This is a genomic window from Bacteroides sp. CACC 737 (genome assembly GCF_013874375.1).
GTDB lineage: Bacteria > Bacteroidota > Bacteroidia > Bacteroidales > Bacteroidaceae > Bacteroides > Bacteroides uniformis.
Window position 1 is genome coordinate 4,184,611 of the sequence record NZ_CP059408.1, and the last position, 24,961, is coordinate 4,209,571.

Sequence of the window (24,961 nt, forward strand, 5' to 3'; positions counted from 1 at the left end):
ACTATGTGTTTTTGCAGGGGAATACTGTATTTTCTATTTCTAATAAATTCATTAAAACATATTATAATTATGGCAACTCAAACTATTGACGCAACTCTTTTTGCGTCTTCACATCCCGATATTGTAAAGCGTACCAGTGTTTCAGGACTTATCTTTTCAGTAGCTATGCTGCTGGTCGGTGTTTTTATTTTTGCATCCATTTTTGAGATGAGTGATAAATCTTCCACTCTCAGCATGGCTTTGATGGTGCTGGGTACGGCATTCGTCTTGCTTGGCGTGTTCCGTCTGTTTTGGAAATCGAAGGAAGTGGTCTATTTGCCGACGGGCAGTGTGACCAAGGAACGCAGTGTTTTCTTCGATTTGAAATATTTGGGCAAACTTACAGATATGATTGAGAATGAACAGCTGAATGGCGAGACTGAAATAAAAAGTAGCGGCAGTGGAAATGTGCGCATGGATGTCATGATTTCTCAGGACAATAAATTTGCGGCTGTACAGTTGTATCAGTTTGTGCCTTACACGTATACTCCGGTAACTTCCGTACGCTACTATACGGGTAGCGATGCGGTTGCAGTGTCTACTTTCCTGGAGAAATGTAAAACTGCATAATAAGTCAAAGCGTTAGACTTGACTTTAACTGTGGTGGGGATTAGTCGGCAACGGCAATCCCCATTTTTTTCATCAGGAAGCAGGCGTTCATATTCTGGGCGATGCCTGGGCACAAGCGGTAGGAGAATGTCAGTTCATTGTCCGTAATGTCTGCTTCGAAGCGATAGTTGCGGATGTCATCGGGGAAGAGGTCGATGAGTGTTCCCAGCAGTAGGTCGTGGGTGGCAATGATGCCATTGGCCTGCAAAGTCATGAATTGCTTGATAAGGGCAAAGGAGCCTTTCTGCTTGTCCATGGAGTTGGTACCTTTCAGAATTTCGTCGAGGATGATGAACAGTTCCTCACCTGCCTGCAGCTTGTCTATGATGAGTTTCAGACGTTTGAGTTCGGCAAAGAAGTAGGACTCGTTGTCGTTCAGTGAATCCGAGGTACGCAGGCTAGTGATGAGCCGGGCCGGGCATATTTCCATTTGGCGGGCACAGACGGGGGCACCGATGCAGGCAAGGAGGTAATTGATGCCCACCATACGCAGATAGGTGCTTTTCCCTGCCATGTTGGCGCCGGTGACGATGATGAAAAACGGTCGTTTCACCATGTCGATGTCATTGCGGACACAGCGGTCACGGTTCATCAGCGGATGGCCCAGGGCTTCAGCACGGAGACGGAAGGAGGAAGGGGCATTGATGGGTGCTTCCGTTTCAGAATTGCTTTCTTCTTCTTTATTCAGGTTTCCTTTCCCCTTTCTTTCCGCTTGAACTATCTTTGGGTAAATATAGTCCGGATGATTATAGGCAAATGTTGCCAGTGAGTTGAGCGCATCCATTTGTCCGATGGCATCGAGCCACCCGGGCAGTTCAGCGGCATATTGCTCTTTCCAGGCTTCAATGCGCATGATTTGACGCAGCTCCCAGAAGAAGAGGCCGTTCAGAATGACGTACATAAAGACATTGTTGCGTTGGTCGAGTTCATCCATGAGCTTGTTCAGCCTGCTGATGGAGTGGGAGGCTTTCCGTTTTTCTCCGCCAATCTGTTGTTTTATCTCTTTGAGCAGGGTGGCTTGTGCAGGCTGCTTTTCCATGAGGTGGAGCAGGGCGGCGTAGGTGGAAAGGATTTGCAGTTTTTTGCCATAGATGGCCTGCATCTTGGTGACTTTGCCAGTGAAGCCGAAGCCGGAGATGACGAAGCTGGTCCAGATGATGCCGCAGATACTTGCGGGCAGAATTCCTGCCATGACGAGTGCGAGGCAGATGAGGTTGGCTCCCGTCACCAGTACCGGCAGGAGGCGCAGTAATTTCCGGCTCCGGAAGATACTCGGACTTTCTGCCCATTGGCACAGTTCTGTTTCATCGGCGGCTTTTCCTTTGTACAGCAGGCCGAGGATACGGAAGCGCTGACGGAATTTCAGTTCCGGAGCCAGTTCGCTGACGGCTTCCTGGCGGCGGATGATTTCTTCCTTTCTCTCGAGATGTTTTCCCAGCCAGTGGGCGAGGCGGTGTTTCCCGGGCTGTGTGCAGGTACGGTTGATGTACTGGAAAAGGGAATGCGGACCGAAAACATCCAAATCATAGGTGTAGAGATGGGTGGGGTCGATGTATGCTTCGCCGTCATCGAAAGAAGACGTATCGTAATCCAGAGCGGCGAGTTCCTGCTCGTTGATTTCCATCTTCTTTTCCAGATAGTCCTTGCGACGAAACAGCCGGTTGTGGTATTTCATTAAAAATAGGAATGGCAGTAGGGTGATGAGGGCAATGCAGGCCAGTATACCCCAGCTCTCGCTCCAGAAATAGATAATTCCTACTACTCCTGCCACAAACAGCAGCAGGCGCAGGCTGCCGATGCGGTAAATCTTCTGTTGTACTTTATTCAGTTCTTGTCTTGCCTCTTCTGCCGTGTTGCGGTAGACGGCGCTGATTTTATCTATCGTATTTATTTGCTCCATACATGTTAAGTTTAAGGCAAAGATATACATTTCCAATTGTTTTTTCCGCGATTTTTTGTCTACTTCCGATAAAAAATGTACCTTTCGCTCACTAAAACAAAGTTTCAGAAAAGAGGAGGTTGGGATATGAAGAAGAGTTGGTTGTCAGGCGTTCTGATGTTGCTGGCGGTTTTGCCGGCGGCGGCGCAACAGGTAATGTATTCCAATCTGAAAGAGTTGGTGGAGAACCGTGGCGATACGGTTACCACGCTGAAAATTGAGAAGCGTACAAAGAACCAGATTTACCTCATGGGCGGTGCCGATTATCGTATTACGGTAGACGACAATCCCGGTCTTTGCCGTTATTTGAAGTCCCGTTGTTATGCTGTACGGGTAGATACCTCGCTTTATGTCAATTGCCGTAAGATGCGCTATAAGCGTTATCGCTTCGGGCAGTGGTATGCACCTGCCATGTGGCTCGGCGGAAAGGTTTACTTCTGTGCACAGCCTGTGGGACAAGCAGCCACCAGTACCATGACTCCCGATGATGCCACACGATTGGGCGGTGAAGTGGGAGACGCCATCAATGCTTCGGGACTGGTGCATGCCCGCGTCTATTACGAACTGAATCCCGAAACTGGAAAGTCCGAGTTCGTGGGACGTGAGCGAATGATGCAACTGCTTGCCGGATACCCGACACTGCACGCCGAATTCGAGAAAGAAACAAGCGAGTCGGCAGAGGTCATCGGCAAGTATCTGCGTGCACTCCGTCCATTAATCACTAACCATTAATCATTAATAAGATGATATTATTGCAAGACGTGCCCGATGGGTACGAATACTGCTTTGCGGGTAACGGGAAGTGCCCCAAAGCCTCTTCCTGCTTGCGGGCGATAGCGGCACAACTGTTGTCCGAGAGTGAAGGCCCCCAGCCACAGTCCGTTCGTGCGGTGAATCCTTTTTATGTCGGCAGCTTGTCCGGGTCCTCCACTTGTGCCCGTTACCGCTCCAGCGAGCAGCTGCACTATGCCCGCGGTATGACGCACCTTTTCGACGAAGTACCCACCAAGCTGCTTTTCACCGTGCGCCATCGCGTGATGGGATGCTTCTCTTGTGAACGCTATTACTATCATTGCCGCAAGGGCGAGCGCCCTATCTCTCCCGAAGAACAGCAACGGATAGCCCGGGTATTCAAGGCAGTAGGCATAAGCACCAAGCCTAAGTTCGACCGCTACGAGTATGCGGTAGCTTGGTGACCGGCTGCAAAGTCATTGCACGCCTTTTGCAGCGTCACTGCAAACCCGTTGCAGTCGCGCTGCAAAGCAGTTGCAGTATCACTGCAAATAGGTATGCAGTGGCACTGCAAAAAGCATGCACTCACTTTGCAGTGAGAAGTCTCTGTTGTTCACGTTGTTAAAGTATGAATACAATGAGGCCTTATCCTCCTTTTTTGGCCCGCTGTTTACAGATTGCAGAAGAAGGATACGAATACCGGTACACTCATATCAATTAATATTCCGTGGAATATAGCGATAGGAATCACATCCTTTCCGGAATATTGGGTGATGGAGGGTAGAAGTACATCCATCGAATTGACCCCTGCCGCCGATATAGGTGCCAGTTTGCCGAAATATTTCCGGATGAGCGGTGCACCCAGCAAAGCCATCATTTCACGGAAGATATTGGCAAGCAGGGCGATGGTGCCCAGTTCCGTGGCGAGTTGCAGACCTATGGAAGGTTCCTTGAATTGCGTAATCAGAATGGAGGAAAGCGAATAATAAGCAAATCCGCTACCCACCGCCATGCAGTCGAACACACTCCATTGGCTCAACAGCAGACTGGCGAAGGCGGAGAACAACAGTGTTCCCACAATGGTGGCCATCGGCACCAAAAGCATTTTGGGCCGCAGACTCTTGACCAGCTCCTTCAATTGCTTGTTGCTCCCGATGCCGATGCCCACCTGGAACATCAATGCATAGAGCACATACATGGATAAGTCGTGCAGGTCGAACTGAAAATCATTGGCTACTCCCATCAGGCAGCCGGCACAGAAAAATGCAACAACCATCAAACTTCCCTTCATCTCTTCTCTCCTTTCTTAAAAAATAGGTGAAACACCATCAGTGAGGCTAGCATGCTGCCTGTAATGCTCAGTGAGGCCAGTACGGCGGCCTGCCACCCGAATCTTCCCAGATTGTCAACAATCAGACGGTTGGAACCGATGGATACACCGAGTACAAAGAGCAGCAGTAAGATGGTGAGCGAGGCGCTTTTCTCCACTTTTTGCAACATCTGTACATTACGCATTAGGTATCCGATACCGATTCCTATAAACATGATGGATATAATTGTAAACATAAGTTTTTTTCTTTTTTGGGTGAATACATAGGTTAGTCCGGTTTTTCCGAACGGAAACTCCATACACGGCATCTCTCCCTCCTTTTCTCGGTAAGGGAAGTGCAAAATAGTAAGATGCAAATTGCAGGATAGTTAAATGAATCCGCTGAACCAATGTACGTGCACTATGAAGTGGCCGCATAAGGTCTTGTTGCCCCATGCAGCATTGCGCGTATTGTATCTTGTAGTTAAGTACTGGTTCATATCGTTTTTGAATTTCGGTGCAAAGGTAATGCTAGTTTGAATAATTTCCAAATAAATATTCATAATTTGTTTCGTGAAAAGATTCTTTGATGCGTGGAAGTTCCCGTAAAAACATTATTTTTGCAAGAGAATAGAGGAAAAACAAGAGCTCCTTTGTTTAGAAATATAGTTTTAAAAAGAGAAGAGATATGAAAAGATTGAGAGATTTAACTGCTGTTCTTGGCATGGTTGCTTTGGCTGCTTGCAACAATGCCTCCATTGAAGGCTCCTGGGTGGAGCCGGTTCCGGGAATGCCCGGCATGCAACAAGGTTTCGTTCTTGATAGGGACGGAAGCGCCTCTTCCATTAACATGGCCACCTTGAAATATGAGGCATGGAAAAAAGTAGGAAACCGGTTGTTACTTTCAGGTACCAGCATCGGCAATCACCAGAATATTTCTTTCACGGATACGCTGACAATAGAAAAACTGACGCAGGACAGCCTGATTCTCAAAAGAGGAGAGTTGCTCTTGAAATATGCCAGGAACAATGAAGCTCTGAATCAAAAAACAATACCTGCTGCGGTGCTTACCCCTGCCAAGAAACTTCTGTCGGTAAGAGGCGAGCTGGTCATCGGCCATGAGGTGCGTTCCTTCAAAGCCGAAGGAGATTCTGCCGATTATTGGATTGTGGATGAGACCGGAGAACTCATGCAAAAATATGATGATATGACGAAAGGAGTTAAAAACGGAAAACCGGTATACGTAGAGTTGGAAGTAATCGATATGGGCAAAGCCGATGACGGATTTGCCGCCGATTATGAGGGTGTCTATCAGATAATGAAAATCAATAAAATGGCTTTAAAATAGAAATCCTCTTTGTTGGTTTCTGACTAAAAGATAAATAATCCCGGCATTCCATTGCGAATGTCGGGATTTATTTCTATATTGCGGCAAATATAGCCCTCGTGGGCTGACATTTTGTAAATCCTTAATCTTTATAGGACATGGAGATAACCTTAAGTAAAACATTGCCTTCCTATCCTTCCTTTGTCGAGGGTATCCGGCGGGCACCCGACCGTGGCTACACCCTTACCCCTGCGCAGACGGCTACGGCATTGAAGAACGCTTTGCGCTACATCCCCAAAGAGCTGCACGAAACCCTCGCTCCGGAGTTCATGGAAGAACTGCGTACACGTGGACGTATCTATGGCTACCGCTACCGCCCGCAGGGCGACCTCAAAGCGAAACCTATCGATGAGTACAAAGGGAACTGTATTGAAGGCAAGGCCTTCCAGGTGATGATTGACAATAATCTTTGTTTCGACATCGCCCTTTATCCGTATGAATTAGTTACCTATGGTGAGACGGGACAGGTCTGTCAGAACTGGATGCAATACCGGCTCATCAAGCAGTACCTCGAAGTGTTGACGCGCGAGCAGACACTGGTTATCGAAAGCGGGCATCCGTTGGGACTGTTCAAATCCAAGCCCGAAGCGCCCCGTGTCATCATTACCAATGCGCTGATGGTGGGGCTCTATGATAATCAGAAGGACTGGCACACCGCTATGCAGATGGGCGTTGCCAACTACGGCCAGATGACTGCCGGAGGCTGGATGTACATCGGTCCGCAGGGCATTGTGCACGGCACCTTTAATACGCTGCTGAATGCGGGCCGTCTGAAGCTGGGCATTCCGCAGGATGGTGATTTGCGCGGACGCTTGTTTGTTTCTTCCGGTCTGGGAGGCATGAGCGGTGCGCAGCCCAAAGCTGCCGAGATGGCAGGGGCGGCGGCAATCATTGCCGAGGTGGATGCTTCCCGCATCGAAACCCGCCATACCCAGGGTTGGGTGGGACACGTTACGGATTCTCTGGAAGAAGCCTTCTCGCTGGCTCAAAAAGCGATGGATGAGTGCCGCCCGGTTTCTGTGGCCTATCACGGCAATGTCGTCGATTTGCTGGAATATGCGGTGCAGAAGCAGTTGCACATAGATTTACTTTCCGACCAGACTTCCTGCCATGCCACCTACGAGGGCGGTTACTGTCCCGTCGGACTGACGTTTGAGCAGCGTACCCGTATGCTGCATGAAAATCCGTCGGAGTTCCGGTGCCTGGTGAATGTTTCCTTGGAGCGTCATTTCAAGGCTATAAAGAGGCTGGTGGAACACGGTACATACTTCTTCGATTATGGGAACTCCTTCATGAAAGCCGTCTACGATGCCGGTGTGAGCGAAATTGCGCGAGATGGGGACGATAAGAACGGCTTCATTTTCCCCAGCTATGTGGAAGACATTATGGGACCGGAATTGTTTGATTATGGTTATGGTCCGTTCCGCTGGGTGTGTCTCAGTGGAAAACATGAAGACTTGGTGAAGACCGACCGTGCGGCGATGGAATGTATCGACCCTACACGTCGCGGGCAAGATTTGGATAACTACAATTGGATTCGTGATGCGGAGAAGAACAATCTGGTAGTCGGCACGCAGGCTCGTATTCTCTATCAGGATGCCGTGGGACGCATGAATATAGCTTTGCGCTTCAATGAAATGGTGCGTAAGGGAGAGGTCGGCCCCATCATGTTGGGACGCGACCATCACGATGTCAGCGGTACAGACTCTCCATTCCGTGAAACATCCAATATCAAGGACGGCAGTAATGTCATGGCAGATATGGCGGTACAGTGTTTTGCCGGAAACTGTGCGCGTGGCATGAGCTTGGTGGCCTTGCACAATGGAGGTGGCGTAGGTATCGGAAAAGCCATCAACGGCGGTTTCGGCATGGTGTGCGACGGTAGTGAGCGGGTAGACGAAATCTTGCGTTCCGCCATGCTGTGGGATGTGATGGGTGGTGTGGCACGCCGTTCGTGGGCGCGTAACCCTCATGCCATGGAGACGAGTGAAGAGTTTAACCGTACGCATGCAGATGGCTATCATATCACGATGCCGTATGTGGCGGATGAGGATTTGATTAGAAGCATGTGTATATTCTCTCATTAGCATATTACTCACATTAGCATATTAGAATATTATGGACAGAATTATGGAATGCGTCCCCAATTTCAGTGAAGGGCGCGATTTGCAAAAGATAGATAAGATAGTGGCTCCTTTTCGGAGCAAACAAGGTGTGAAACTGTTGGATTACAGCAACGATGAAGACCATAACCGCCTCGTGGTGACCGTAGTGGGTGAGCCTGAACCGCTTCGTGATGCTGTGCTCGAAGCTATCGGCGTAGCGGTAGAGCTGATAGATCTCAATCACCATCAGGGACAGCACCCTCGTATGGGTGCTGTAGATGTAGTACCTTTTATCCCCATCCGGAATGTGACGATGGAAGAAGCTGTTGCCCTCTCCAAAGAGGTGGGCGAGGAGGTTGCAAAACGTTACAATCTTCCTGTCTTCTTATATGAAAAGTCTGCTTCTGCCCCTCATCGGGAGAATCTGGCCGCTGTCCGTAAAGGGGAGTTCGAAGGTATGGCCGAGAAGATAAAGCAACCGGAATGGCATCCCGACTTTGGACCGGCTGAACGTCATCCTACTGCAGGCACAGTAGCTATCGGTGCCCGCATGCCTTTGGTGGCCTATAACATCAACCTCAATACTCCCAGTCTGGAGATAGCCCATGACATTGCTAAGAAAATCCGTTTCATCGGCGGCGGACTGCGTTATTGCAAGGCAATGGGAGTGGAGTTGAAAGACCGCGGCATCACGCAGGTATCCATCAACATGACGGACTATACCCGCACCGCCCTCTACCGTGCTTTCGAACTGGTGCGTGTGGAAGCCCGCCGCTACGGTGTCAGCATTGTGGGCAGTGAGATTATCGGTCTGGTGCCGATGGAGGCCTTGATAGATACAGCGTCCTACTATCTGGGATTGGAGAACTTCTCCATGGAGCAAGTTTTAGAAGCACGAATGTAACCGAATTAAATAGTACTAACTTAATTCCCCTCCCTACGGGGAGGGGTTAGGGGAGAGGCTTTATGACAGAGAACCTTATTATATTCAATGCCCGTGTCGTGACCCCCCTCGGTTTTTCCGCCCGTCGCGGCAGCGAGATGGAGCAACTGAGCATCATCGACAATGCTACGGTGGAAGTGACCGACGGTGTCATCACCTACGTCGGTCCCAACCGTGGAGAGGAGCGTGATGGCTATTATCAGCACTACTGGCATTACAATGCCCGCGGCAAGTGTCTGCTGCCCGGCTTTGTGGACTCACACACACACTTTGTGTTTGGTGGCGAGCGTGCCGAGGAGTTCTCCTGGCGTTTGAAGGGAGAGAGTTACATGTCCATCATGGAACGTGGAGGAGGCATCGTGAGTACGGTGAAGGCTACCCGTGCATGCAATTTCATCCAGCTGCGCAGCAAGGCGGAGGGCTTTCTGAAGCAGATGAGTGCTATGGGAGTGACTACCGTAGAGGGAAAGAGCGGCTACGGTTTGGACAAGGAAACCGAACTCCTGCAGCTTCGGGTGATGCGTAGCCTTAATAATGACGAGCACAAGCGTGTAGACGTTGTCTCCACTTTTCTCGGCGCACATGCTGTGCCTGCAGAATACAACGGGCGGACGGACGAATACGTGGACTACATTATCCGCGAAGTGATGCCCGTAGTGGTTCATAATAATTTGGCAGAGTTCTGCGATGTCTTCTGTGAGCAGGGTGTTTTCTCCATCGAACAGTCTCGTCGCCTTTTGCTAGCAGCCAAGGAAATGGGACTTGCCTTGAAACTCCATGCCGATGAAATTGTACCATTAGGTGGTGCTGGACTGGCTGCTGAACTTTCTGCCGTCTCTGCCGACCATCTGCTGCATGCTTCGGATGCGGACATCGGCGCCATGGCCAATAAAGAAGTTGTGGCGACCCTTCTTCCGCTGACAGCCTTTGCTTTGAAGGAACCCTATGCCCGTGGACGCGAAATGATTGATGCCGGTTGTGCCGTGGCTCTTGCCACCGACCTCAATCCGGGCAGTTGTTTCTCCGGTTCCATCCCCCTGACATTTGCCTTGGCGTGCATTTATATGAAAATGAGTGTTGAAGAGGCCATCACTGCCCTGACCTTGAACGGTGCAGCCGCCTTGAACCGTGCGGACAGCATTGGTAGTATCGAGGTGGGCAAAAAAGGGGATTTTGTAGTCCTCGATACGGACAATTATCATTTTTTGCCCTATTACGTCGGGATGAATTGTGTCAATACCACCGTGAAGAACGGAGTTCTTTATCCGGGACTTTAGAGCTCCTTGAACATTAATATTTAATCCTTAATAATTTATTACCATGTTAGTTGATTTGACAGTAAAGGAATTTTTGAATAAAGTGGCGGGTAGTGATCCCGTCCCCGGTGGCGGTAGTATTGCCGCTTTGAACGGTGCCATTGCTTCTGCTCTTGCCGCTATGGTTGCCAACCTCACCATCGGCAAGAAAGGTTATGAACTTCACGAAGAGCTGATGCGCCATGTCTCCGGAGTTGCCTTGCAGCAGAAGGGAGCTTTTGTGGAAGATATAGACCGCGACTCTGAGGCCTACAACAAGGTGTTTGCCTGCTTCAAGATGCCGAAAGCTACGGATGAGGAAAAAGCGGCGCGCAGTGCTGCCATTCAGGAGGCTACCAAGTTTGCTGCCCTTGTTCCCATGCAGGTGGCACGCAATGCGTATGAGTTGATGACAGTCATCATGGATATAGCCCGCATGGGCAATCGCAATGCCGTTACGGATGCTTGTGTAGCCATGATGTCTGCCCGTTCGGCTGTGCTGGGCGCACTGATGAATGTACGCATCAACCTGGGTTCGTTGAAGGACAAGGAGTTTGTGTCCAAGCTCCAAAGTGAAGCCGATGAATTGGAACACTTGGCTTGTGCGAAAGAAAAGGAATTGTTGGACGAAATCAATCAAGAGCTGAAAGTATGAACAATGTCTATTACGTAGGTTCCGGTGAGCTGACCTTCGACCTCATCGAACGCATCATTAATGAAAACTTGAAACTGGAGCTGGCTCCGGAAGCCAAGCTGCGGATACAGAAGTGCCGCGATTATCTGGACAAGAAGATTGCGGAGTCGGAAGAACCCTTGTATGGCATTACCACCGGTTTCGGCTCGTTGTGCAGCAAGAGCATTTCGTCGGACGAGCTGGGTACCTTGCAGGAGAATCTCATCAAGAGCCATGCTTGCAGTGTGGGCGAGGAGATACGTCCCGTCATCATCAAGCTGATGATGTTGCTCAAGGCGCATGCCCTCTCTTTGGGGCATAGCGGTGTGCAGGTTATTACCGTGCAGCGTATCCTCGACTTTTTCAATAACGACGTGATGCCTATTGTGTATGACCGTGGTTCACTGGGCGCCTCCGGCGACCTGGCTCCTCTGGCCAACCTCTTCCTGCCGCTTATCGGTGTGGGCGATGTTTATTATAAAGGAAAGAAGCGCGAGGCTATCAGCGTGCTCGACGAGTTCGGCTGGGAACCGGTGAAGCTGATGAGTAAAGAGGGATTGGCATTACTCAACGGTACCCAGTTTATGAGTGCCAACGGTGTCTTTGCCATTCTCAAAGCCTTTCGTCTCTCCAAGAAAGCCGACTTGATTGCCGCCCTTTCCCTGGAAGCTTTCGACGGACGTATCGATCCCTTCATGGACTGTATCCAGCAGATTCGTCCACACAAGGGACAGATAGAAACGGGTGCCAACTTCCGCAAGCTATTGGAAGGCAGCGAGCTGGTAGCTCGTCCCAAGCAGCATGTGCAAGACCCTTATTCGTTCCGTTGCATCCCTCAGGTGCATGGGGCAACGAAAGACGCCATCCGTTACGTGTCTTCCGTTCTGCTGACGGAAATCAATTCCGTGACTGACAATCCCACTATCTTCCCCGATGAGGACCGTATCATTTCGGGCGGTAACTTCCACGGCCAGCCGCTTGCCATCTCCTACGACTTTCTCGGCATCGCCCTGGCAGAACTGGGCAATATATCCGAGCGGCGCATCGCCCAGCTTATCATGGGGTTGCGCGGACTTCCGGAATTCCTTGTTGCCAATCCAGGTCTGAACTCCGGTTTCATGATTCCGCAATATGCCGCCGCATCTATGGTGAGCCAGAACAAAATGTACTGCTATGCCGCCAGCAGCGACTCCATCGTTTCCTCCAACGGGCAGGAAGACCACGTCAGCATGGGTGCCAATGCAGCTACTAAGCTTTATCGCATTATGGATAATCTGGAGCATATCCTTGCCATCGAACTGATGAATGCCGCTCAGGGCATTGACTTCCGCCGTCCGGCAAAGACTTCTCCCGTTTTGGAGCGTTTCCTGCACGAATACCGCAAGGAAGTTCCCTTTGTGAAGGAGGACATCGTGATGTATAAGGAAATCCATAAGACAGTCGCTTTCCTCAACCGGACAAAGTTTGATTATTAGGAACTTCCCAATAAATCTGCCAGAAACATAATAATTATTAATCTGTTAACAATAAGAAAGGAAACTTAATTGGCGAATTGAGTTTTCTTTCTATATTTGTCTCGTTTTATTCCGATAATGAATAAAAATAGTTTTAGTTTAGAAAGGGAAGAAAAATGGGCGAACACACGAAGCATTCAACATCACGGGTGGAACTAAGGGAACGTATCATTCTGGCCGCTGTAGAATTATTTACAACAAATGGAATAAAAAGTATCACGATGGATGAGATTGCAGCATCTTTGGGTATCTCTAAGCGCACTCTTTACGAAGTTTTTCCGGATAAGGAAACCTTGCTGGAAGAATGTATCCTGAAGTCCCAGAAGGATGGTGATATTTTTGTGAAAGAAGTCATAGAGACTTCCAACAACGTATTGGAAGTTTTGTTGAGATGTTATCAGTGGAGCATAGAGCGTTTTCATGCCACGAACAAGAAGTTTTTTGAGGATATCAAGAAATATCCCAAGGCTTATCAGTTGATGAAGAACAACCGGAACCGGAGCTCGGAAGATACCGTGAACTTTTTCAAAGAGGGCGTGAAGCAAGGCATTTTCCGTGATGATGTGAATTTTGCTATTATCAATCTGCTTGTGCGCGACCAGCTCGATTTGCTGATGAATTCGGACATCTGCAATGAGTATTCTTTCCTTGAAGTGTATGAATCTATCATGTTCACTTTCTTGCGCGGTATCTCTACGGAGAAGGGTGCCCGTGTCCTGGAGGACTTTATCTGCGAATATCGCAAGAATCAGGTAAAGCCGGATGAAACGAAGGAGTAGTTTTAATAAATAATCTATTTTTGATTTATGAAGATGCAGAGATTTTGGGTAGGCAGAGCACTACTGTTGGCAGTTGCTGTGCTGTATGCCGACGGCTATGTGCGCGCACAAGAGACAAAGGATACCCTGACCCTGACCCTTGACCGTGCCTTGGAGATTGCTTTAAGCGACAATCCTACCATAAAGGTGGCGGAGGAAGAAATTGCTTTGAAGAAAGTGACTCACAAGGAAACCTGGCAGAACTTGCTTCCGCAGGCAAGCATTGACGGTACGTGGAATCATACCATCAGTGCGGCACAGATGAATCTTGGCGGACAGTCGTTCAAGATGGGTATGGACAATTCGAATACGGTAAGCGGGGTGCTGAATATCAGTTTGCCCATATTCGCCCCTAGCGTATATAAGGCCATGTCGATGACGAAGACAGACATTGAACTGGCTGTGGAAAAGTCACGGGCTTCTAAGCTGGACTTGGTGAACCAGGTAACTAAGGGTTACTATCAGCTGATGCTGACGCAAGACTCCTACGATGTGTTGCAGAAGAGCTATAAGCTGGCAGAAGACAACTACAACATTGTCAATGCCAAGTATCAGCAGGGTGCCGTCAGTGAGTTCGATAAAATCAGTGCCGAGGTGCAGATGCGCAGCATTAAGCCGAATGTGATTTCGGCGGGTAATGCCGTGACGTTGTCCAAGTTGCAGTTGAAGGTACTGATGGGAGTAACGGCCGATGTGGATATAGAGATTGCCGACAATCTCGGCAACTATGAGACGGAGCTGTTTGCCAATGAACTGAATCAGCCCGCTGCTAATCTGAACAATAATACGACGATGAAGCAGTTGGACTTGAACCGGAAGATGCTCAATCAGAACATCAAGTCACTCCGTACCAACTTCATGCCTACTTTGGGTATGAATTATTCTTACCAATACCAGTCACTCTACAACGAGGACTGGAACATCCTCGATTATAATTGGAGCGGAAGTTCCGCACTGATGTTTACGCTGAGTATTCCTTTGTATAAGGCAAGCAATTTCACCAAGCTCAAGTCCAACCGTATTCAGATACGTCAGTTGGAGCAGAACCGTCTGGACACAGAGCGCAAGCTGAACATGCAGATTACCAGCTATCAGAACAATATGGCTGCCAGTTCAGAGCAGGTTGTCAGCAACCGCGAGAATGTGATGCAGGCACAGAAAGCTGTGCAGATTGCCGGTAAACGCTATGAGGTAGGCAAAGGTACAGTGTTGGAGCTGAACACTTCGCAAGTGCAGCTTACGGAGGCTGAACTGACTTACAATCAGTCTATCTATGATTATCTGGTTGCGAAGGCTGACCTTGACCAAGTCCTGGGAAAGGATTATATTGCAGGGAACGAAGAATGAAGAACTAAGAATGAAGAATAGAAATAAAAACAACGATATGAAAAAAGGTTTTCAATGGATGGTCCTGCTGGTGGTTGCCATGCTGGGGGCATGTAGCGGAGGTAGTGATAAAGCTGCTGCTGAGAAGGTGGACGAGAAACCGAAGGTAAAACTGGCCGAGGTGTCGTCCCGTCCCGTAGAACAGATTCAGGAATACACCGCTACGGTGGAAGCCGAAGTGAAAAACAATATTGCTCCCTCTTCTCCGGTGCGTATAGACCGCATTTTTGTGGAGGTGGGCGACCGCGTGTCGAAAGGCCAGAAGCTGGTCAGCATGGATGCTGCCAATCTGAAGCAGATAAAATATCAGCTGGACAACCAGCAGATAGAGTTCAAGCGTATTGATGAGTTGTATAAGGTAGGTGGTGCCTCCAAGTCGGAGTGGGATGCCGCCAAGATGAATCTCGACATCCGTGAGACTTCCTATAAGAATCTCTTGGAGAACACCTCGTTGCTCAGTCCCATTAATGGAGTGGTGACGGCACGTAATTACGATAACGGAGATATGTATGGCGGTGGAGAGCCGGTACTGGTAGTGGAGCAAATCACTCCGGTAAAACTATACATCAACGTATCCGAAGGCTACTTTACCAAAGTGAAGAAGGGCGCTCCCGTATCTGTGAAAGTGGATGTCTATGGTGACGAGGAGTTCGAAGGCAAAATCAGCCTTGTTTATCCTACCATCAACCCGGCTACCCGTACTTTCCCGGTAGAGATACAGCTTGTTAACCGTGACCAGCGTGTACGTCCGGGAATGTTTGCCCGTGCCACGCTGAATTTCGGAATACGGGACCACGTGGTCGTTCCCGACCTGGCCATTGTGAAGCGTGCCGGTTCAGGCGACCGCTATGTCTATGTCTACAAGGACGGCAAGGTGTCTTATAATAAGGTAGAACTTGGCCGTCGTATGGATACGGAGTATGAGTTGATTTCCGGTGTAGACAATAACTCTCAAGTTGTTATTGCCGGGCAGTCTAAATTAGCCGATGGTGTGGAAGTTGAGGTAGAAAAATAATATGGTAATGTGATAATATGCTAATGTGCCGATGTAGCTACATTGCGCAGCCAATTAGCATATTAGCACATTGACAAATTAAAGAATTAATCTTATGAGTTTATACGAAGGAGCGGTTAAGAAACCGATTATGACCTCGCTCTGCTTCCTGGCAGTGGCTATATTTGGTCTGTTCTCTCTGTCGAAATTGCCGGTAGACCTTTATCCGGATATCGAGACCAACACCATTATGGTGATGACTACCTATCAGGGTGCCAGTGCCTCGGACATTGAGAACAACGTGACTCGTCCGTTGGAAAACGTGCTGAACTCGGTCAGTAATCTGAAGCATATCACTTCCCGTTCGTCGGAGAATATTTCCGTGATTACGCTGGAGTTTGAGTATGGATATGACATAGACGTGCTGACGAACGACGTGCGTGATAAACTGGACATGGTGAGCTCCATGCTGCCCGATGAGGTCGAAACTCCCATCATCTTCAAGTTCAGTACGGATATGATTCCTATCCTGCTGCTCTCCGTGCAGGCAGAGGAGAGCCAGCCGGCTCTTTATAAAATATTGGATGACAACGTGGCGAATCCCTTGGCGCGTGTGCCAGGTGTGGGTACGGTGTCTATTTCGGGTGCCCCCAAACGTGAGGTCAATGTATATTGCGACCCCAATAAATTGGATGCCTACAGCCTCTCAGTAGAAACTATCAGCTCTATTATCAGTGCCGAAAACCGGAATACGCCGGGCGGTACGTTCGATGTGGGTAACAATACCTATTCGCTGCGTGTGGAAGGTGAGTTCAAGGATCCCAAAGAGATGGAGAACATCGTGGTAGGTACGCATAACGGTGCTTCCGTCTATCTGCGCGATGTGGCAAAAGTTGTGGACTCTGTGGAGGAACGTGCACAGAAGACGTATAGCAACGGTGTGCAGGGCGCCATGATTGTGGTGCAGAAACAATCGGGTGCCAATTCTGTAGCCATTTCGCAGAAGATAATTGATATGTTGCCGCAGTTGCAGAAGTCACTGCCGAGCGATGTGAAGCTGGGGATCATTGTCAATACTTCCGAAAACATTCTGAATACGATAGACAGCTTGGAGGAAACCATTATGTACGCTATGCTGTTCGTTATCTTGGTGGTGTTCGTTTTTTTGGGGCGTTGGCGTGCCACGGTCATTATTTGTATCACCATACCGATGTCATTGGTTGCCTCGTTCATCTATCTGGGTATCATCGACGGCGGTTCACTGAATATCATCTCGCTCTCTTGTCTCTCCATTGCTATTGGTAACGTGGTGGACGACGCCATTGTGGTACTCGAGAATGTAACGACCCATATTGAACGGGGTTCCGAACCGAAGCAGGCAGCGATACATGCCACGAACGAGGTGGCCATCTCCGTAATTGCATCTACGCTGACTATGATTGCGGTATTCTTCCCATTGACGATGGTAAGTGGCATGTCCGGTGTGCTATTCCGTCAGTTGGGATGGATGATGTGTGTGATTATGACGGTTTCCACAGTTTCAGCCTTGTCATTCACTCCGATGATGTGTGCGCAGCTTCTGCGTTTGCAGAAAAAGCAGAGTAAGATGTTCCTTACGCTCTATACGCCGATTCAGCGTGCGCTGGACGGTCTTGACGTGTGGTACCAGAACCGGTTGAACTGGGCTGTGCGCCATCGTCTGACGGTTATGGCAGGCTGTGCCGCATTTTTTGTGGCAAGTCTGTTCTGTGCCAAGTACATAGGTACCGAGTTCTTCCCGGCAGCAGACAATAGCCGCATCGGTATCAACCTTCAGTTGCCCATCGGGGCCCGTGTGGAACGTGCGGAAGCGTTGGCTTCGGAACTGACAAACAAGTGGATGACGCGCTACGGAGATATGATGAAAGTTTGCAACTACACTGTGGGGCAGGCGGACTCTGACAATACGTTTGCTTCCATGCAGGACAACGGTAGTCATATCATTAGTTTCAATATCAGTCTGGTGAGTCCGGGAGACCGTGACGTGACACTGGAAACCGTTTGCGACGAAATGCGTGAGGACTTGAAGGGGTATCCCGAATTGGACAAGGCGCAGGTTATTCTGGGCGGTAGCACAGGCGGCATGAGCGCCCAGGCAAGTGCCGACTTTGAGGTTTATGGTTACGACTTCACCGCGACGGACAAAGTGTCAGCCGAACTGAAAGAGAAATTGTTGCAGGTGAAAGGTGTGAGTGAAGTGAATATCAGCCGTCAGGATTATCAGCCCGAATATCAGGTGGACTTTGACCGTGAGAAGCTGGCATTGCATGGCTTGAATCTTTCTACTGCCTCCAACTATCTGCGTAATCGTGTAAATGGTGCTTTGGCATCTTATTATCGCGAAGATGGTGACGAGTACGACATCCGTGTGCGTTACGCTCCCGAATTCCGTACAAAGATTGAAGATTTGGAGAACATCCTTATTTATACGCCTTCCGGTGAGGGTATCCGCGTGAAAGACCTCGGCAAAGTAGTCGAGCGTTCTGCTCCTCCTACCATCGAACGTAAAGACCGTGAGCGTATTGTTACTGTATCTGCGGTTATTTCGGGAGCACCTTTGGGCGATGTGGTGGCCAATGGTAATGCTATAATTGATAAGATGGACCTACCAAGTGGTGTTTCTATCCAGATTTCGGGTTCGTATGAGGACCAACAGGATTCATTCTCCGACTTGGGAACGCTGGCTGTATTGATTGTTATTCTCGTATTCATTGTGATGGCAGCTCAGTTTGAGTCTTTGAGTTATCCGTTCATCATCATGTTTTCCATTCCATTTGCATTCAGCGGTGTGTTGATGGCATTATTCTTTACGGGAACCAATTTGAATGTGATGTCGCTTTTGGGTGGAATCATGTTGATTGGTATTGTGGTGAAGAACGGTATCGTACTCATCGACTACATCACGCTTTGCCGCGAACGTGGTCAAGCGGTGCTTCACTCTGTAGTCACGGCAGGTCGCAGCCGTTTGCGTCCGGTATTAATGACTACACTGACCACTATCCTCGGTATGGTGCCGATGGCTGTAGGGCAGGGTGAAGGTGCCGAGATGTGGCGTCCGTTGGGGGTTGCCGTAATTGGCGGTCTGACGGTATCTACCATTCTGACATTGATTCTTGTCCCTGTACTCTATTGCTCGTTTGCAGGTGTTGGTATTCGGCGCACACGTAAGAAGATTAAGAAAGACCGTGAGCTGAATGATTATTACCAGTTGCATAAGGAGAAGATGACGAAACCACGTAAACAATGATTAATCATTATCCGTTAATCATTAAACATTAATCACTAAACATTATATAGCGTGAAATCAGTATTTATAACATTCGACCAAGCGTTCTTTGAACGTATCATGGCATTGCTTGATCGCCACAACTGCCGCGGCTTCAGCTATTGGCAGCAAGTACAGGGGCGTGGCAGTAAGACGGGAGAACCGCACTATGGCAGCCATGCCTGGCCCAGTATGTGTTCCGCCATCATCACTATCATAGATGAGGCTAAGGTGGCTCCGTTGCTCGAAGCGCTCCATCGGATGGACAAGGAGACCGAGCAACTCGGACTCCGTGCTTTTGTTTGGAATATCGAACAGACCATTTAATCGGGTCTGCTCTGTCTATAACCATTATCCCCAGAGAAAAAATCTTGTTTCTTCGGGGATAATTCTTTTTTGTCCGGAGAGATTTTTCAACCTATATCTATATCTTTGCGTCCACATTAGGTATGGAAAAGAATTCATTGAAATATACGGGTCTGTTGGCGTTTATCGTATGGGGTGCATTGTTGCTGATGCATCTGTTGCCAAGTATTACGATGGGTAGCCGTGTGCTGAGGCGTGTGGATATCTTGGGGGACGTGCGTCGTCCTTCCAAGCCGGTGAGTGAGCCGGACAGCCTGCTGCCTCCGCCCCCGAAGGTGAAGCCCGCCTTTGTGGACACCTGCCGTGCGGGCATGACGTGCATTGAAGATTATAGTGATTCTACCATGCGTGGCATGACGCGGTTCTATCAGGCACTCGACGAGCTTGCCAAAGCACCCCGTCCGGTTCGTATCGCCTACTTCGGCGACTCCTTTATCGAAGCGGATATTCTGACGGCTGATTTACGCGAGATGCTTCAGCAGAAATATGGCGGTTGCGGAGTAGGTTTTGTCACCATTACGTCCATGACCAGTGGCTTCCGCCCTACAGTGCGTCATTCCTTCAGCGGATGGGAGAGTCATTCTGTCATGGACTCCGTGTTCTTTGACCGTAGCAAGCTGGGAGTCTCCGGACATTACTTTATTCCGAATACCGGTGCTTATGTGGAACTGCGGGGGCAGAAGAACTATGCCTCCCGTCTGGACACCTGCCAGCGTGCCAGTATTTTTTTCTATAACCGTGGCACAACCACCCTTTCTGTCCGCGTCAATCGTGGCGAAGCAACTACTGAGACTTTTGAGCCGATTGATGATTTGCAGGAGATGACGGTAGAGGGAAATATCGGTTCTGTCCGTTGGACGGTGGAAAGTGCGGACTCCACCTTGTTTTATGGCCTTGCCATGGACGGTACTTCCGGCATTGTGCTGGATAACTTCTCACTGCGTGGCAGCTCCGGCCTCTCCCTCCGTTCTGTTCCCGTGTGGATGATGCGCGAGTTCAACGAACAGCGTCCTTACGATTTGATAATCCTGCAGTACGGACTGAATGTGGCTACAGAGCGCGGACGGAATTACGACAAGTACATTGCCGGCATGCAGACAACGGTGCAGCATCTCAAGGAGGCCTTTCCGCAAGCAGCCATCCTCATAGTCAGCGTGGGCGATAGGGACTATAAGACCGAAGAAGGAGAGCTGCGTACCATGCCTGGCATCAAGAATCTGGTTCGTTATCAGCAGAATCTGGCAGCGGATGAGGCTGTCGCTTTCTGGAACATGTTCGAGGCCATGGGTGGGGAAGGCAGCATGGCAGACATGGTGCATGCCAAGCCGTCACTGGCCAATTATGATTATACGCACATCAACTTCCGTGGTGGAAAGCATCTTGCGGGATTACTTTATGAGTCTTTGATTTATGGCAAGGAACAGTATGACAGAAGGAGGGCCTACTATGAAGAGGAGCCATAAGGAGGATTTACGATTGTACGATTTACGATGTATGATTTGCTGCGCGGTGCTGGTACTGATTGCGGCGATACGGCCGCTCCATGCACAAGACATACTGCCAGGCAGCCTTTCGTGTCATACCGGTGGAGCGGATTGTGATACTCTCTGCCTCTATTCCCAACGTACGGATACGGTGTCTGTCCCTTTGATAACTTTTCCCGCCGCATTCCGGCAAATGAAGGAGAATGTACTTACCGACAGTCTGGGTATTCTTAATCCTTTCTGGGAGAAGTTGCGTCTGTCCCGGCTGGGCGCTTCCGCTGATACGCTTCGCATCGTACATGTGGGCGACAGCCATATACGCGGCCATATCTTCCCCCGTACCACCGGTGCGTTGATGCAGGACACTTTCGGGGCAGTCTCTTATACCGATGTAGGTATCAACGGTGCATTTTGTACTACTTTCACCCGTCCGGACCGTATTGCTGATATTGCGGCTCTACATCCCGACCTGCTTATTCTTTCCTTCGGGACGAACGAAAGCCATAACCGCCGTTACAATACAATGTTGCACTATCGCCAGATGGATGACCTTGTACGCATGCTTCGCGAGAAACTGCCGAATGTACCGATGTTGATGACCACTCCTCCGGGCTCTTACGAGAGTTTCCGGCAGCGTCGCCGTCGTCGGACCTATAAGATTAATCCGCGTACTGCCGTTGCCGTGCAGACCATCCGCCGCTATGCCGATGAAAACGGATTGGCGGTATGGGACATGTACGAAATACTTGGCGGTACCCACCGTGCCTGCCTCAACTGGCAGGAAGCCGGATTGATGCGTCCGGACCATGTACATTATTTGCCGGACGGTTACCGCCTGCAAGGCGAGCTGTTCTGCCAGGCCTTGTTAAAAGCTTATAACGATTATGTGGAATATTGAAGAATTTTTATCCGGATTGAATATAGACTTGGACCGTTTGCGCGATGTCTTCACTTATGACCCGCAAGCCCCGATGATATTCAGCAGTGGTATTTTCCTCTGGCTGTTTGTCGCTTTTATATTGGTTTATCTGTTGTTGCAACGCCGGACGACGGCGCGTTTGCTGTTTGTCACCTTGTTTTCCTATTACTTCTATTATAAAAGTAGTGGCACTTATTTTTTCCTGCTTGGACTGGTGACGGTCTGTGACTTTTTCATTGCACGTTTGATGGCACGCGAGGCTATTCCCTGGCTACGTAAGGCATGGGTTGTGTTGAGTCTGTTCATCAATTTGGGATTGTTGTGTTACTTCAAGTACACCAATTTCCTGGGCGAAACTTTTGCCTCGCTGACGGGAGGAACGTTCACGGCAATGGATATTTTCCTTCCGGTGGGCATCTCTTTTTTCACTTTTCAGTCGTTGAGCTATACGATAGATGTGTATCGTCGCCAGATAACGCCTCTGGGCAGTTTATTGGATTATGCTTTTTATGTTTCCTTCTTTCCCCAGTTGGTGGCGGGGCCTATTGTACGTGCCCGTGATTTCATTCCGCAAATCCGCCGTCCACTGTTTGTCTCCAGGGAGATGTTCGGGCGTGGAATCTTCCTCATCGTGAGTGGACTCTTCAAGAAAGCGGTCATATCGGACTATATCAGCGTCAACTTCGTAGAGCGTATCTTTGATAATCCTACTCTTTATTCGGGGGTGGAGAATCTGATGGGTGTCTATGGCTATGCCTTGCAGATTTATTGCGACTTCTCCGGTTACAGTGATATGGCTATTGGCATTGCCTTGTTGCTGGGTTTCCATTTCAATATCAACTTCGATTCTCCCTATAAGTCCGCTTCCATTACGGAGTTCTGGAGGCGGTGGCACATCTCGCTTTCCAGTTGGTTGCGCGACTATCTTTATATCTCTTTGGGAGGCAACCGGAAGGGGAAAATCCGCCAGTACGCCAATCTCATCATTACCATGTTCCTGGGTGGCTTGTGGCATGGAGCTTCGTGGAATTTTGTCCTTTGGGGGATGACGCACGGTGTTGCGCTTGCAGCCCACAAGTGCTGGATGACGCTCACCGGACATAAGAAAGGTGCGGAAAGCCGTGGCATTCGCCGGTTCTTCGGGGTGCTTATTACTTTCCATTTTGTTTGTTTCTGCTGGATATTCTTCCGTAATGCGGAGTTTTCCACATCAATGGATATGCTGAGGCAGATATTCACTACTTTCCGTCCGCAACTCTTCCCGCAGTTGGTGGCAGGCTATTGGGAAGTGTTCGCATTGATGGCATTGGGATATTTTCTGCATTTTGTGCCCGACAGTTGGGAACGTGCCTGCACAAAAACAGTAATCCGCCTTCCCTTGTTGGGAAAGGCGGTACTGGTGCTTGCTGTAATCTATCTGGTCATTCAGATGAAAAGTTCGGAGATACAGCCGTTTATTTATTTCCAGTTCTGATTACTTCTTCTCGGTAGCAGTGGAGTCTGCCTGCTGTCGGAAGGGTTCCCGGTAGTTGAGCCCGTCTCTCCGGTAGAGGCTGATGAGTCCGGCCAGTCGGGTAGTGAAGTTTGTATAATCTTTCTTTTCCTGTTGTGTCCATTGTACTTCGGCAAGGGCGGCCATACGGGGGAGAACCATATACTCTACCTGCTCGCTGGTCGGGATGTATTCTGTCCAAAGGTTGGCTTGTGCGCCGAGTATGTGCTTGGCTTGTTCTTCGGTCAGTGAGGCGGTAGGATTCAGACTGTATACTTTTTCCAATGGGACAAAGCCTCCGATGGCAAATGGTTCGTGCCGGGTATCCTCACTTTGGTAATAATCAAAGTAGCAATAGTCGTTGGGTGTCATTATCACGTCGTGTCCCAGTTGGGCCGCTTTGATTCCTCCTGCCGAGCCACGCCATGACATAACAGTTGCGTTAGGAGCGACGTCGCCTTCCAGAATCTCATCCCAGCCGATAATCCGGCGTCCTTTACTATTGAGGAACTTTTCGATACGTGTCATGCAATAACTCTGCAGACGGTCTTCGGCTGTATGGTTCTTGTCGGATTTCAATTTTTCGGTTCTGATACGCGCCTGGCATTTGGGACACTTTTCCCAACGGGTGCGGGGAGCTTCGTCACCGCCGATGTGGATGTATTTGGAAGGGAATATATCAATGATTTCGGCCATGACATCTTCGAGGAACTGCATGGACTTTTCGTTGCCGATGCACAGCACATCTTCGAATACTCCCCAACGTGGACACACTTCATACGGTCCACCGGTGCATCCCATTTCGGGATAGGCGGCCAGTGCGGCAAGCATGTGTCCGGGCAGGTCTACTTCGGGGATGACCGTGATATAGCGCTCCTCGGCATATTTTACGATTTCCTTGGCTTGTTCCTGCGTATAGAAACCGCCATATCGGGTATTGTCATACTCTTCGGTATTCCGGCCGATGACGGTACGGTCGCGCCAGGCGCCAATTTCCGTCAGCTTGGGATATTTCTTTATTTCTATTCTCCAGCCTTGGTCTTCGGTGAGGTGCCAGTGAAAGGTATTCATATTGTGAAGTGCCAGTAAATCTATGTATTTCTTGATGAACTCAATGGGGAAGAAGTGGCGGCCCACATCGAGGTGCATGCCTCGGTAGCTGAAGCGGGGTTCATCCTGGATGCTGCCGGCAGGCAATAGGATAGAGGTGGCTTTGGTTTCGGCAGGGATTGATTTACGCAGGGTTTGTATACCGTAGAACACTCCGTTCTCGGTCTGGCCGTTTAGGGTCACCCGGTCGGCTTTGACGGTCAGCACATAGCCTTCCCGGTTGCGGATAGCCGGATCCAGTCCTAATGTGATGGCGTCTTTGGGCGCTTCGCTCCCCGGGGCAAGGGCTTCTGTCTGGAGGGTGTGGCCGGTGGACTGGCTGATGTATTCAGCCAGAAACTCAGCATTGCGTTTCAAAAGTTCATTGTTTTCGGGGTAGGCGATGATGGTACCGGCATTCAGGTTGAAGGGAGATTCCTGACTCAAGGCAACTTCCTGGGGCAGGGGGATGACTTGATAGTTGGCTGTTGTTTCTACCCCGCATGAAGAGCAGGCCAGGACGAGGGTACCTGCAAGGAGCATGTGTGTAAGTTTTCTCATGGC

Annotated in this window: 21 protein-coding genes; 17 read left to right on the forward strand and 4 right to left on the reverse strand. The window is 49.5% G+C overall.

What is annotated here, in order from left to right; genetic code table 11:
* Positions 1 to 69: 69 nt before the first annotated feature.
* Positions 70 to 609, forward strand: a complete 540-nt coding sequence (locus H1A11_RS17360; protein ID WP_005833536.1) for a hypothetical protein — start codon at positions 70 to 72, stop codon at positions 607 to 609.
* A 40-nt stretch (positions 610 to 649) separates the two neighbouring features.
* On the opposite strand, the gene H1A11_RS17365 is transcribed toward H1A11_RS17360, so the two are convergent.
* Positions 650 to 2,548 (reverse strand): MutS family DNA mismatch repair protein, encoded by a 1,899-nt coding sequence (locus tag H1A11_RS17365; RefSeq protein WP_181757502.1) that lies wholly within the window; start codon positions 2,546 to 2,548, stop codon positions 650 to 652.
* A gap of 126 nt (positions 2,549 to 2,674) precedes the next feature.
* Here H1A11_RS17365 and H1A11_RS17370 point away from each other — a divergent pair, with 126 nt between their 5' ends.
* On the forward strand, positions 2,675 to 3,319 hold the full coding sequence (locus H1A11_RS17370; protein WP_034525464.1) for a DUF6563 family protein: 645 nt from the start codon (positions 2,675 to 2,677) through the stop codon (positions 3,317 to 3,319).
* 11 nt (positions 3,320 to 3,330) lie between these two features.
* On the forward strand, positions 3,331 to 3,783 hold the full coding sequence (locus H1A11_RS17375; RefSeq protein WP_131225725.1) for a DUF6078 family protein: 453 nt from the start codon (positions 3,331 to 3,333) through the stop codon (positions 3,781 to 3,783).
* A 206-nt stretch (positions 3,784 to 3,989) separates the two neighbouring features.
* On the opposite strand, the gene H1A11_RS17380 is transcribed toward H1A11_RS17375, so the two are convergent.
* Both H1A11_RS17380 and H1A11_RS17385 read right to left on the reverse strand, forming a co-directional pair.
* Complete coding sequence (locus H1A11_RS17380) at positions 3,990 to 4,610, reverse strand: lysine exporter LysO family protein (protein WP_117966505.1); 621 nt, start codon at positions 4,608 to 4,610, stop codon at positions 3,990 to 3,992.
* Entirely contained in the window at positions 4,607 to 4,885 is a 279-nt protein-coding gene (locus H1A11_RS17385; protein ID WP_005825664.1) for a LysO family transporter, read from the reverse strand. Before H1A11_RS17385 ends, H1A11_RS17380 begins: the two co-directional genes overlap by 4 nt.
* Before the next feature lie 431 nt (positions 4,886 to 5,316).
* On the opposite strand from H1A11_RS17385, the gene H1A11_RS17390 reads away from it, so the two are divergent.
* The 14 genes from H1A11_RS17390 to H1A11_RS17455 all read left to right on the forward strand — a co-directional run bounded on the left by H1A11_RS17390 (position 5,317) and on the right by H1A11_RS17455 (position 23,290).
* Positions 5,317 to 5,976 carry a lipocalin family protein gene (locus tag H1A11_RS17390; RefSeq protein WP_117966508.1) on the forward strand — a complete coding sequence of 220 codons (660 nt, stop codon included), beginning with the start codon at positions 5,317 to 5,319 and terminating at the stop codon, positions 5,974 to 5,976.
* A 137-nt stretch (positions 5,977 to 6,113) separates the two neighbouring features.
* Positions 6,114 to 8,102 carry a urocanate hydratase gene (locus H1A11_RS17395; protein WP_117966510.1) on the forward strand — a complete coding sequence of 663 codons (1,989 nt, stop codon included), beginning with the start codon at positions 6,114 to 6,116 and terminating at the stop codon, positions 8,100 to 8,102.
* 31 nt (positions 8,103 to 8,133) lie between these two features.
* A complete protein-coding gene (gene ftcD / locus H1A11_RS17400; protein WP_117966513.1) occupies positions 8,134 to 9,024 on the forward strand; it encodes a glutamate formimidoyltransferase in 891 nt (296 codons plus the stop codon).
* A gap of 62 nt (positions 9,025 to 9,086) precedes the next feature.
* A complete protein-coding gene (gene hutI / locus H1A11_RS17405; protein WP_181757503.1) occupies positions 9,087 to 10,340 on the forward strand; it encodes an imidazolonepropionase in 1,254 nt (417 codons plus the stop codon).
* A 43-nt stretch (positions 10,341 to 10,383) separates the two neighbouring features.
* Positions 10,384 to 11,013 (forward strand): cyclodeaminase/cyclohydrolase family protein, encoded by a 630-nt coding sequence (locus H1A11_RS17410; protein ID WP_117601029.1) that lies wholly within the window; start codon positions 10,384 to 10,386, stop codon positions 11,011 to 11,013.
* A complete protein-coding gene (gene hutH, locus H1A11_RS17415; protein ID WP_117601030.1) occupies positions 11,010 to 12,506 on the forward strand; it encodes a histidine ammonia-lyase in 1,497 nt (498 codons plus the stop codon). The genes H1A11_RS17410 and hutH overlap by 4 nt, the downstream gene beginning before the upstream one ends.
* 155 nt (positions 12,507 to 12,661) lie before the next feature.
* A complete protein-coding gene (locus H1A11_RS17420; RefSeq protein ID WP_117601031.1) occupies positions 12,662 to 13,324 on the forward strand; it encodes a TetR/AcrR family transcriptional regulator in 663 nt (220 codons plus the stop codon).
* A gap of 27 nt (positions 13,325 to 13,351) precedes the next feature.
* On the forward strand, positions 13,352 to 14,710 hold the full coding sequence (locus H1A11_RS17425; RefSeq protein WP_181757504.1) for a TolC family protein: 1,359 nt from the start codon (positions 13,352 to 13,354) through the stop codon (positions 14,708 to 14,710).
* Between the two features lie 37 nt (positions 14,711 to 14,747).
* Positions 14,748 to 15,764: an efflux RND transporter periplasmic adaptor subunit gene (locus H1A11_RS17430; protein ID WP_131225728.1), complete on the forward strand. Its 1,017-nt coding sequence runs from the start codon at positions 14,748 to 14,750 to the stop codon at positions 15,762 to 15,764.
* A gap of 94 nt (positions 15,765 to 15,858) precedes the next feature.
* Positions 15,859 to 19,029 carry an efflux RND transporter permease subunit gene (locus tag H1A11_RS17435; RefSeq protein WP_119961931.1) on the forward strand — a complete coding sequence of 1,057 codons (3,171 nt, stop codon included), beginning with the start codon at positions 15,859 to 15,861 and terminating at the stop codon, positions 19,027 to 19,029.
* A 51-nt stretch (positions 19,030 to 19,080) separates the two neighbouring features.
* Positions 19,081 to 19,374 carry a PG0541 family transporter-associated protein gene (locus H1A11_RS17440; RefSeq protein WP_005825638.1) on the forward strand — a complete coding sequence of 98 codons (294 nt, stop codon included), beginning with the start codon at positions 19,081 to 19,083 and terminating at the stop codon, positions 19,372 to 19,374.
* Positions 19,375 to 19,496: 122 nt separating this feature from the next.
* On the forward strand, positions 19,497 to 20,876 hold the full coding sequence (locus H1A11_RS17445) for an SGNH/GDSL hydrolase family protein (RefSeq protein WP_174646438.1): 1,380 nt from the start codon (positions 19,497 to 19,499) through the stop codon (positions 20,874 to 20,876).
* Positions 20,860 to 21,795: an SGNH/GDSL hydrolase family protein gene (locus H1A11_RS17450; RefSeq protein WP_237935436.1), complete on the forward strand. Its 936-nt coding sequence runs from the start codon at positions 20,860 to 20,862 to the stop codon at positions 21,793 to 21,795. Before H1A11_RS17445 ends, H1A11_RS17450 begins: the two co-directional genes overlap by 17 nt.
* Positions 21,782 to 23,290 carry an MBOAT family protein gene (locus tag H1A11_RS17455; protein WP_117601036.1) on the forward strand — a complete coding sequence of 503 codons (1,509 nt, stop codon included), beginning with the start codon at positions 21,782 to 21,784 and terminating at the stop codon, positions 23,288 to 23,290. The genes H1A11_RS17450 and H1A11_RS17455 overlap by 14 nt, the downstream gene beginning before the upstream one ends.
* Here H1A11_RS17455 and H1A11_RS17460 read toward each other — a convergent pair whose 3' ends face one another.
* Positions 23,291 to 24,958 (reverse strand): beta-N-acetylhexosaminidase, encoded by a 1,668-nt coding sequence (locus H1A11_RS17460; RefSeq protein ID WP_181757505.1) that lies wholly within the window; start codon positions 24,956 to 24,958, stop codon positions 23,291 to 23,293. It abuts the gene before it with no gap.
* Positions 24,959 to 24,961 lie beyond the last annotated feature (3 nt).

Excerpts from the sequence above, each read along its gene's own strand:
- H1A11_RS17360 (WP_005833536.1), top strand. The coding sequence starts at position 70 with ATGGCAACTCAAACTATTGACGCAACTCTTTTTGCGTCTTCACATCCC.
- H1A11_RS17365 (WP_181757502.1), bottom strand. The coding sequence starts at position 2,548 with ATGGAGCAAATAAATACGATAGATAAAATCAGCGCCGTCTACCGCAAC.
- H1A11_RS17370 (WP_034525464.1), top strand. The coding sequence starts at position 2,675 with ATGAAGAAGAGTTGGTTGTCAGGCGTTCTGATGTTGCTGGCGGTTTTG.
- H1A11_RS17375 (WP_131225725.1), top strand. The coding sequence starts at position 3,331 with ATGATATTATTGCAAGACGTGCCCGATGGGTACGAATACTGCTTTGCG.
- H1A11_RS17380 (WP_117966505.1), bottom strand. The coding sequence starts at position 4,610 with ATGAAGGGAAGTTTGATGGTTGTTGCATTTTTCTGTGCCGGCTGCCTG.
- H1A11_RS17385 (WP_005825664.1), bottom strand. The coding sequence starts at position 4,885 with ATGTTTACAATTATATCCATCATGTTTATAGGAATCGGTATCGGATAC.
- H1A11_RS17390 (WP_117966508.1), top strand. The coding sequence starts at position 5,317 with ATGAAAAGATTGAGAGATTTAACTGCTGTTCTTGGCATGGTTGCTTTG.
- H1A11_RS17395 (WP_117966510.1), top strand. The coding sequence starts at position 6,114 with ATGGAGATAACCTTAAGTAAAACATTGCCTTCCTATCCTTCCTTTGTC.
- ftcD (WP_117966513.1), top strand. The coding sequence starts at position 8,134 with ATGGACAGAATTATGGAATGCGTCCCCAATTTCAGTGAAGGGCGCGAT.
- hutI (WP_181757503.1), top strand. The coding sequence starts at position 9,087 with ATGACAGAGAACCTTATTATATTCAATGCCCGTGTCGTGACCCCCCTC.
- H1A11_RS17410 (WP_117601029.1), top strand. The coding sequence starts at position 10,384 with ATGTTAGTTGATTTGACAGTAAAGGAATTTTTGAATAAAGTGGCGGGT.
- hutH (WP_117601030.1), top strand. The coding sequence starts at position 11,010 with ATGAACAATGTCTATTACGTAGGTTCCGGTGAGCTGACCTTCGACCTC.
- H1A11_RS17420 (WP_117601031.1), top strand. The coding sequence starts at position 12,662 with ATGGGCGAACACACGAAGCATTCAACATCACGGGTGGAACTAAGGGAA.
- H1A11_RS17425 (WP_181757504.1), top strand. The coding sequence starts at position 13,352 with ATGAAGATGCAGAGATTTTGGGTAGGCAGAGCACTACTGTTGGCAGTT.
- H1A11_RS17430 (WP_131225728.1), top strand. The coding sequence starts at position 14,748 with ATGAAAAAAGGTTTTCAATGGATGGTCCTGCTGGTGGTTGCCATGCTG.
- H1A11_RS17435 (WP_119961931.1), top strand. The coding sequence starts at position 15,859 with ATGAGTTTATACGAAGGAGCGGTTAAGAAACCGATTATGACCTCGCTC.
- H1A11_RS17445 (WP_174646438.1), top strand. The coding sequence starts at position 19,497 with ATGGAAAAGAATTCATTGAAATATACGGGTCTGTTGGCGTTTATCGTA.
- H1A11_RS17450 (WP_237935436.1), top strand. The coding sequence starts at position 20,860 with ATGAAGAGGAGCCATAAGGAGGATTTACGATTGTACGATTTACGATGT.
- H1A11_RS17455 (WP_117601036.1), top strand. The coding sequence starts at position 21,782 with ATGTGGAATATTGAAGAATTTTTATCCGGATTGAATATAGACTTGGAC.
- H1A11_RS17460 (WP_181757505.1), bottom strand. The coding sequence starts at position 24,958 with ATGAGAAAACTTACACACATGCTCCTTGCAGGTACCCTCGTCCTGGCC.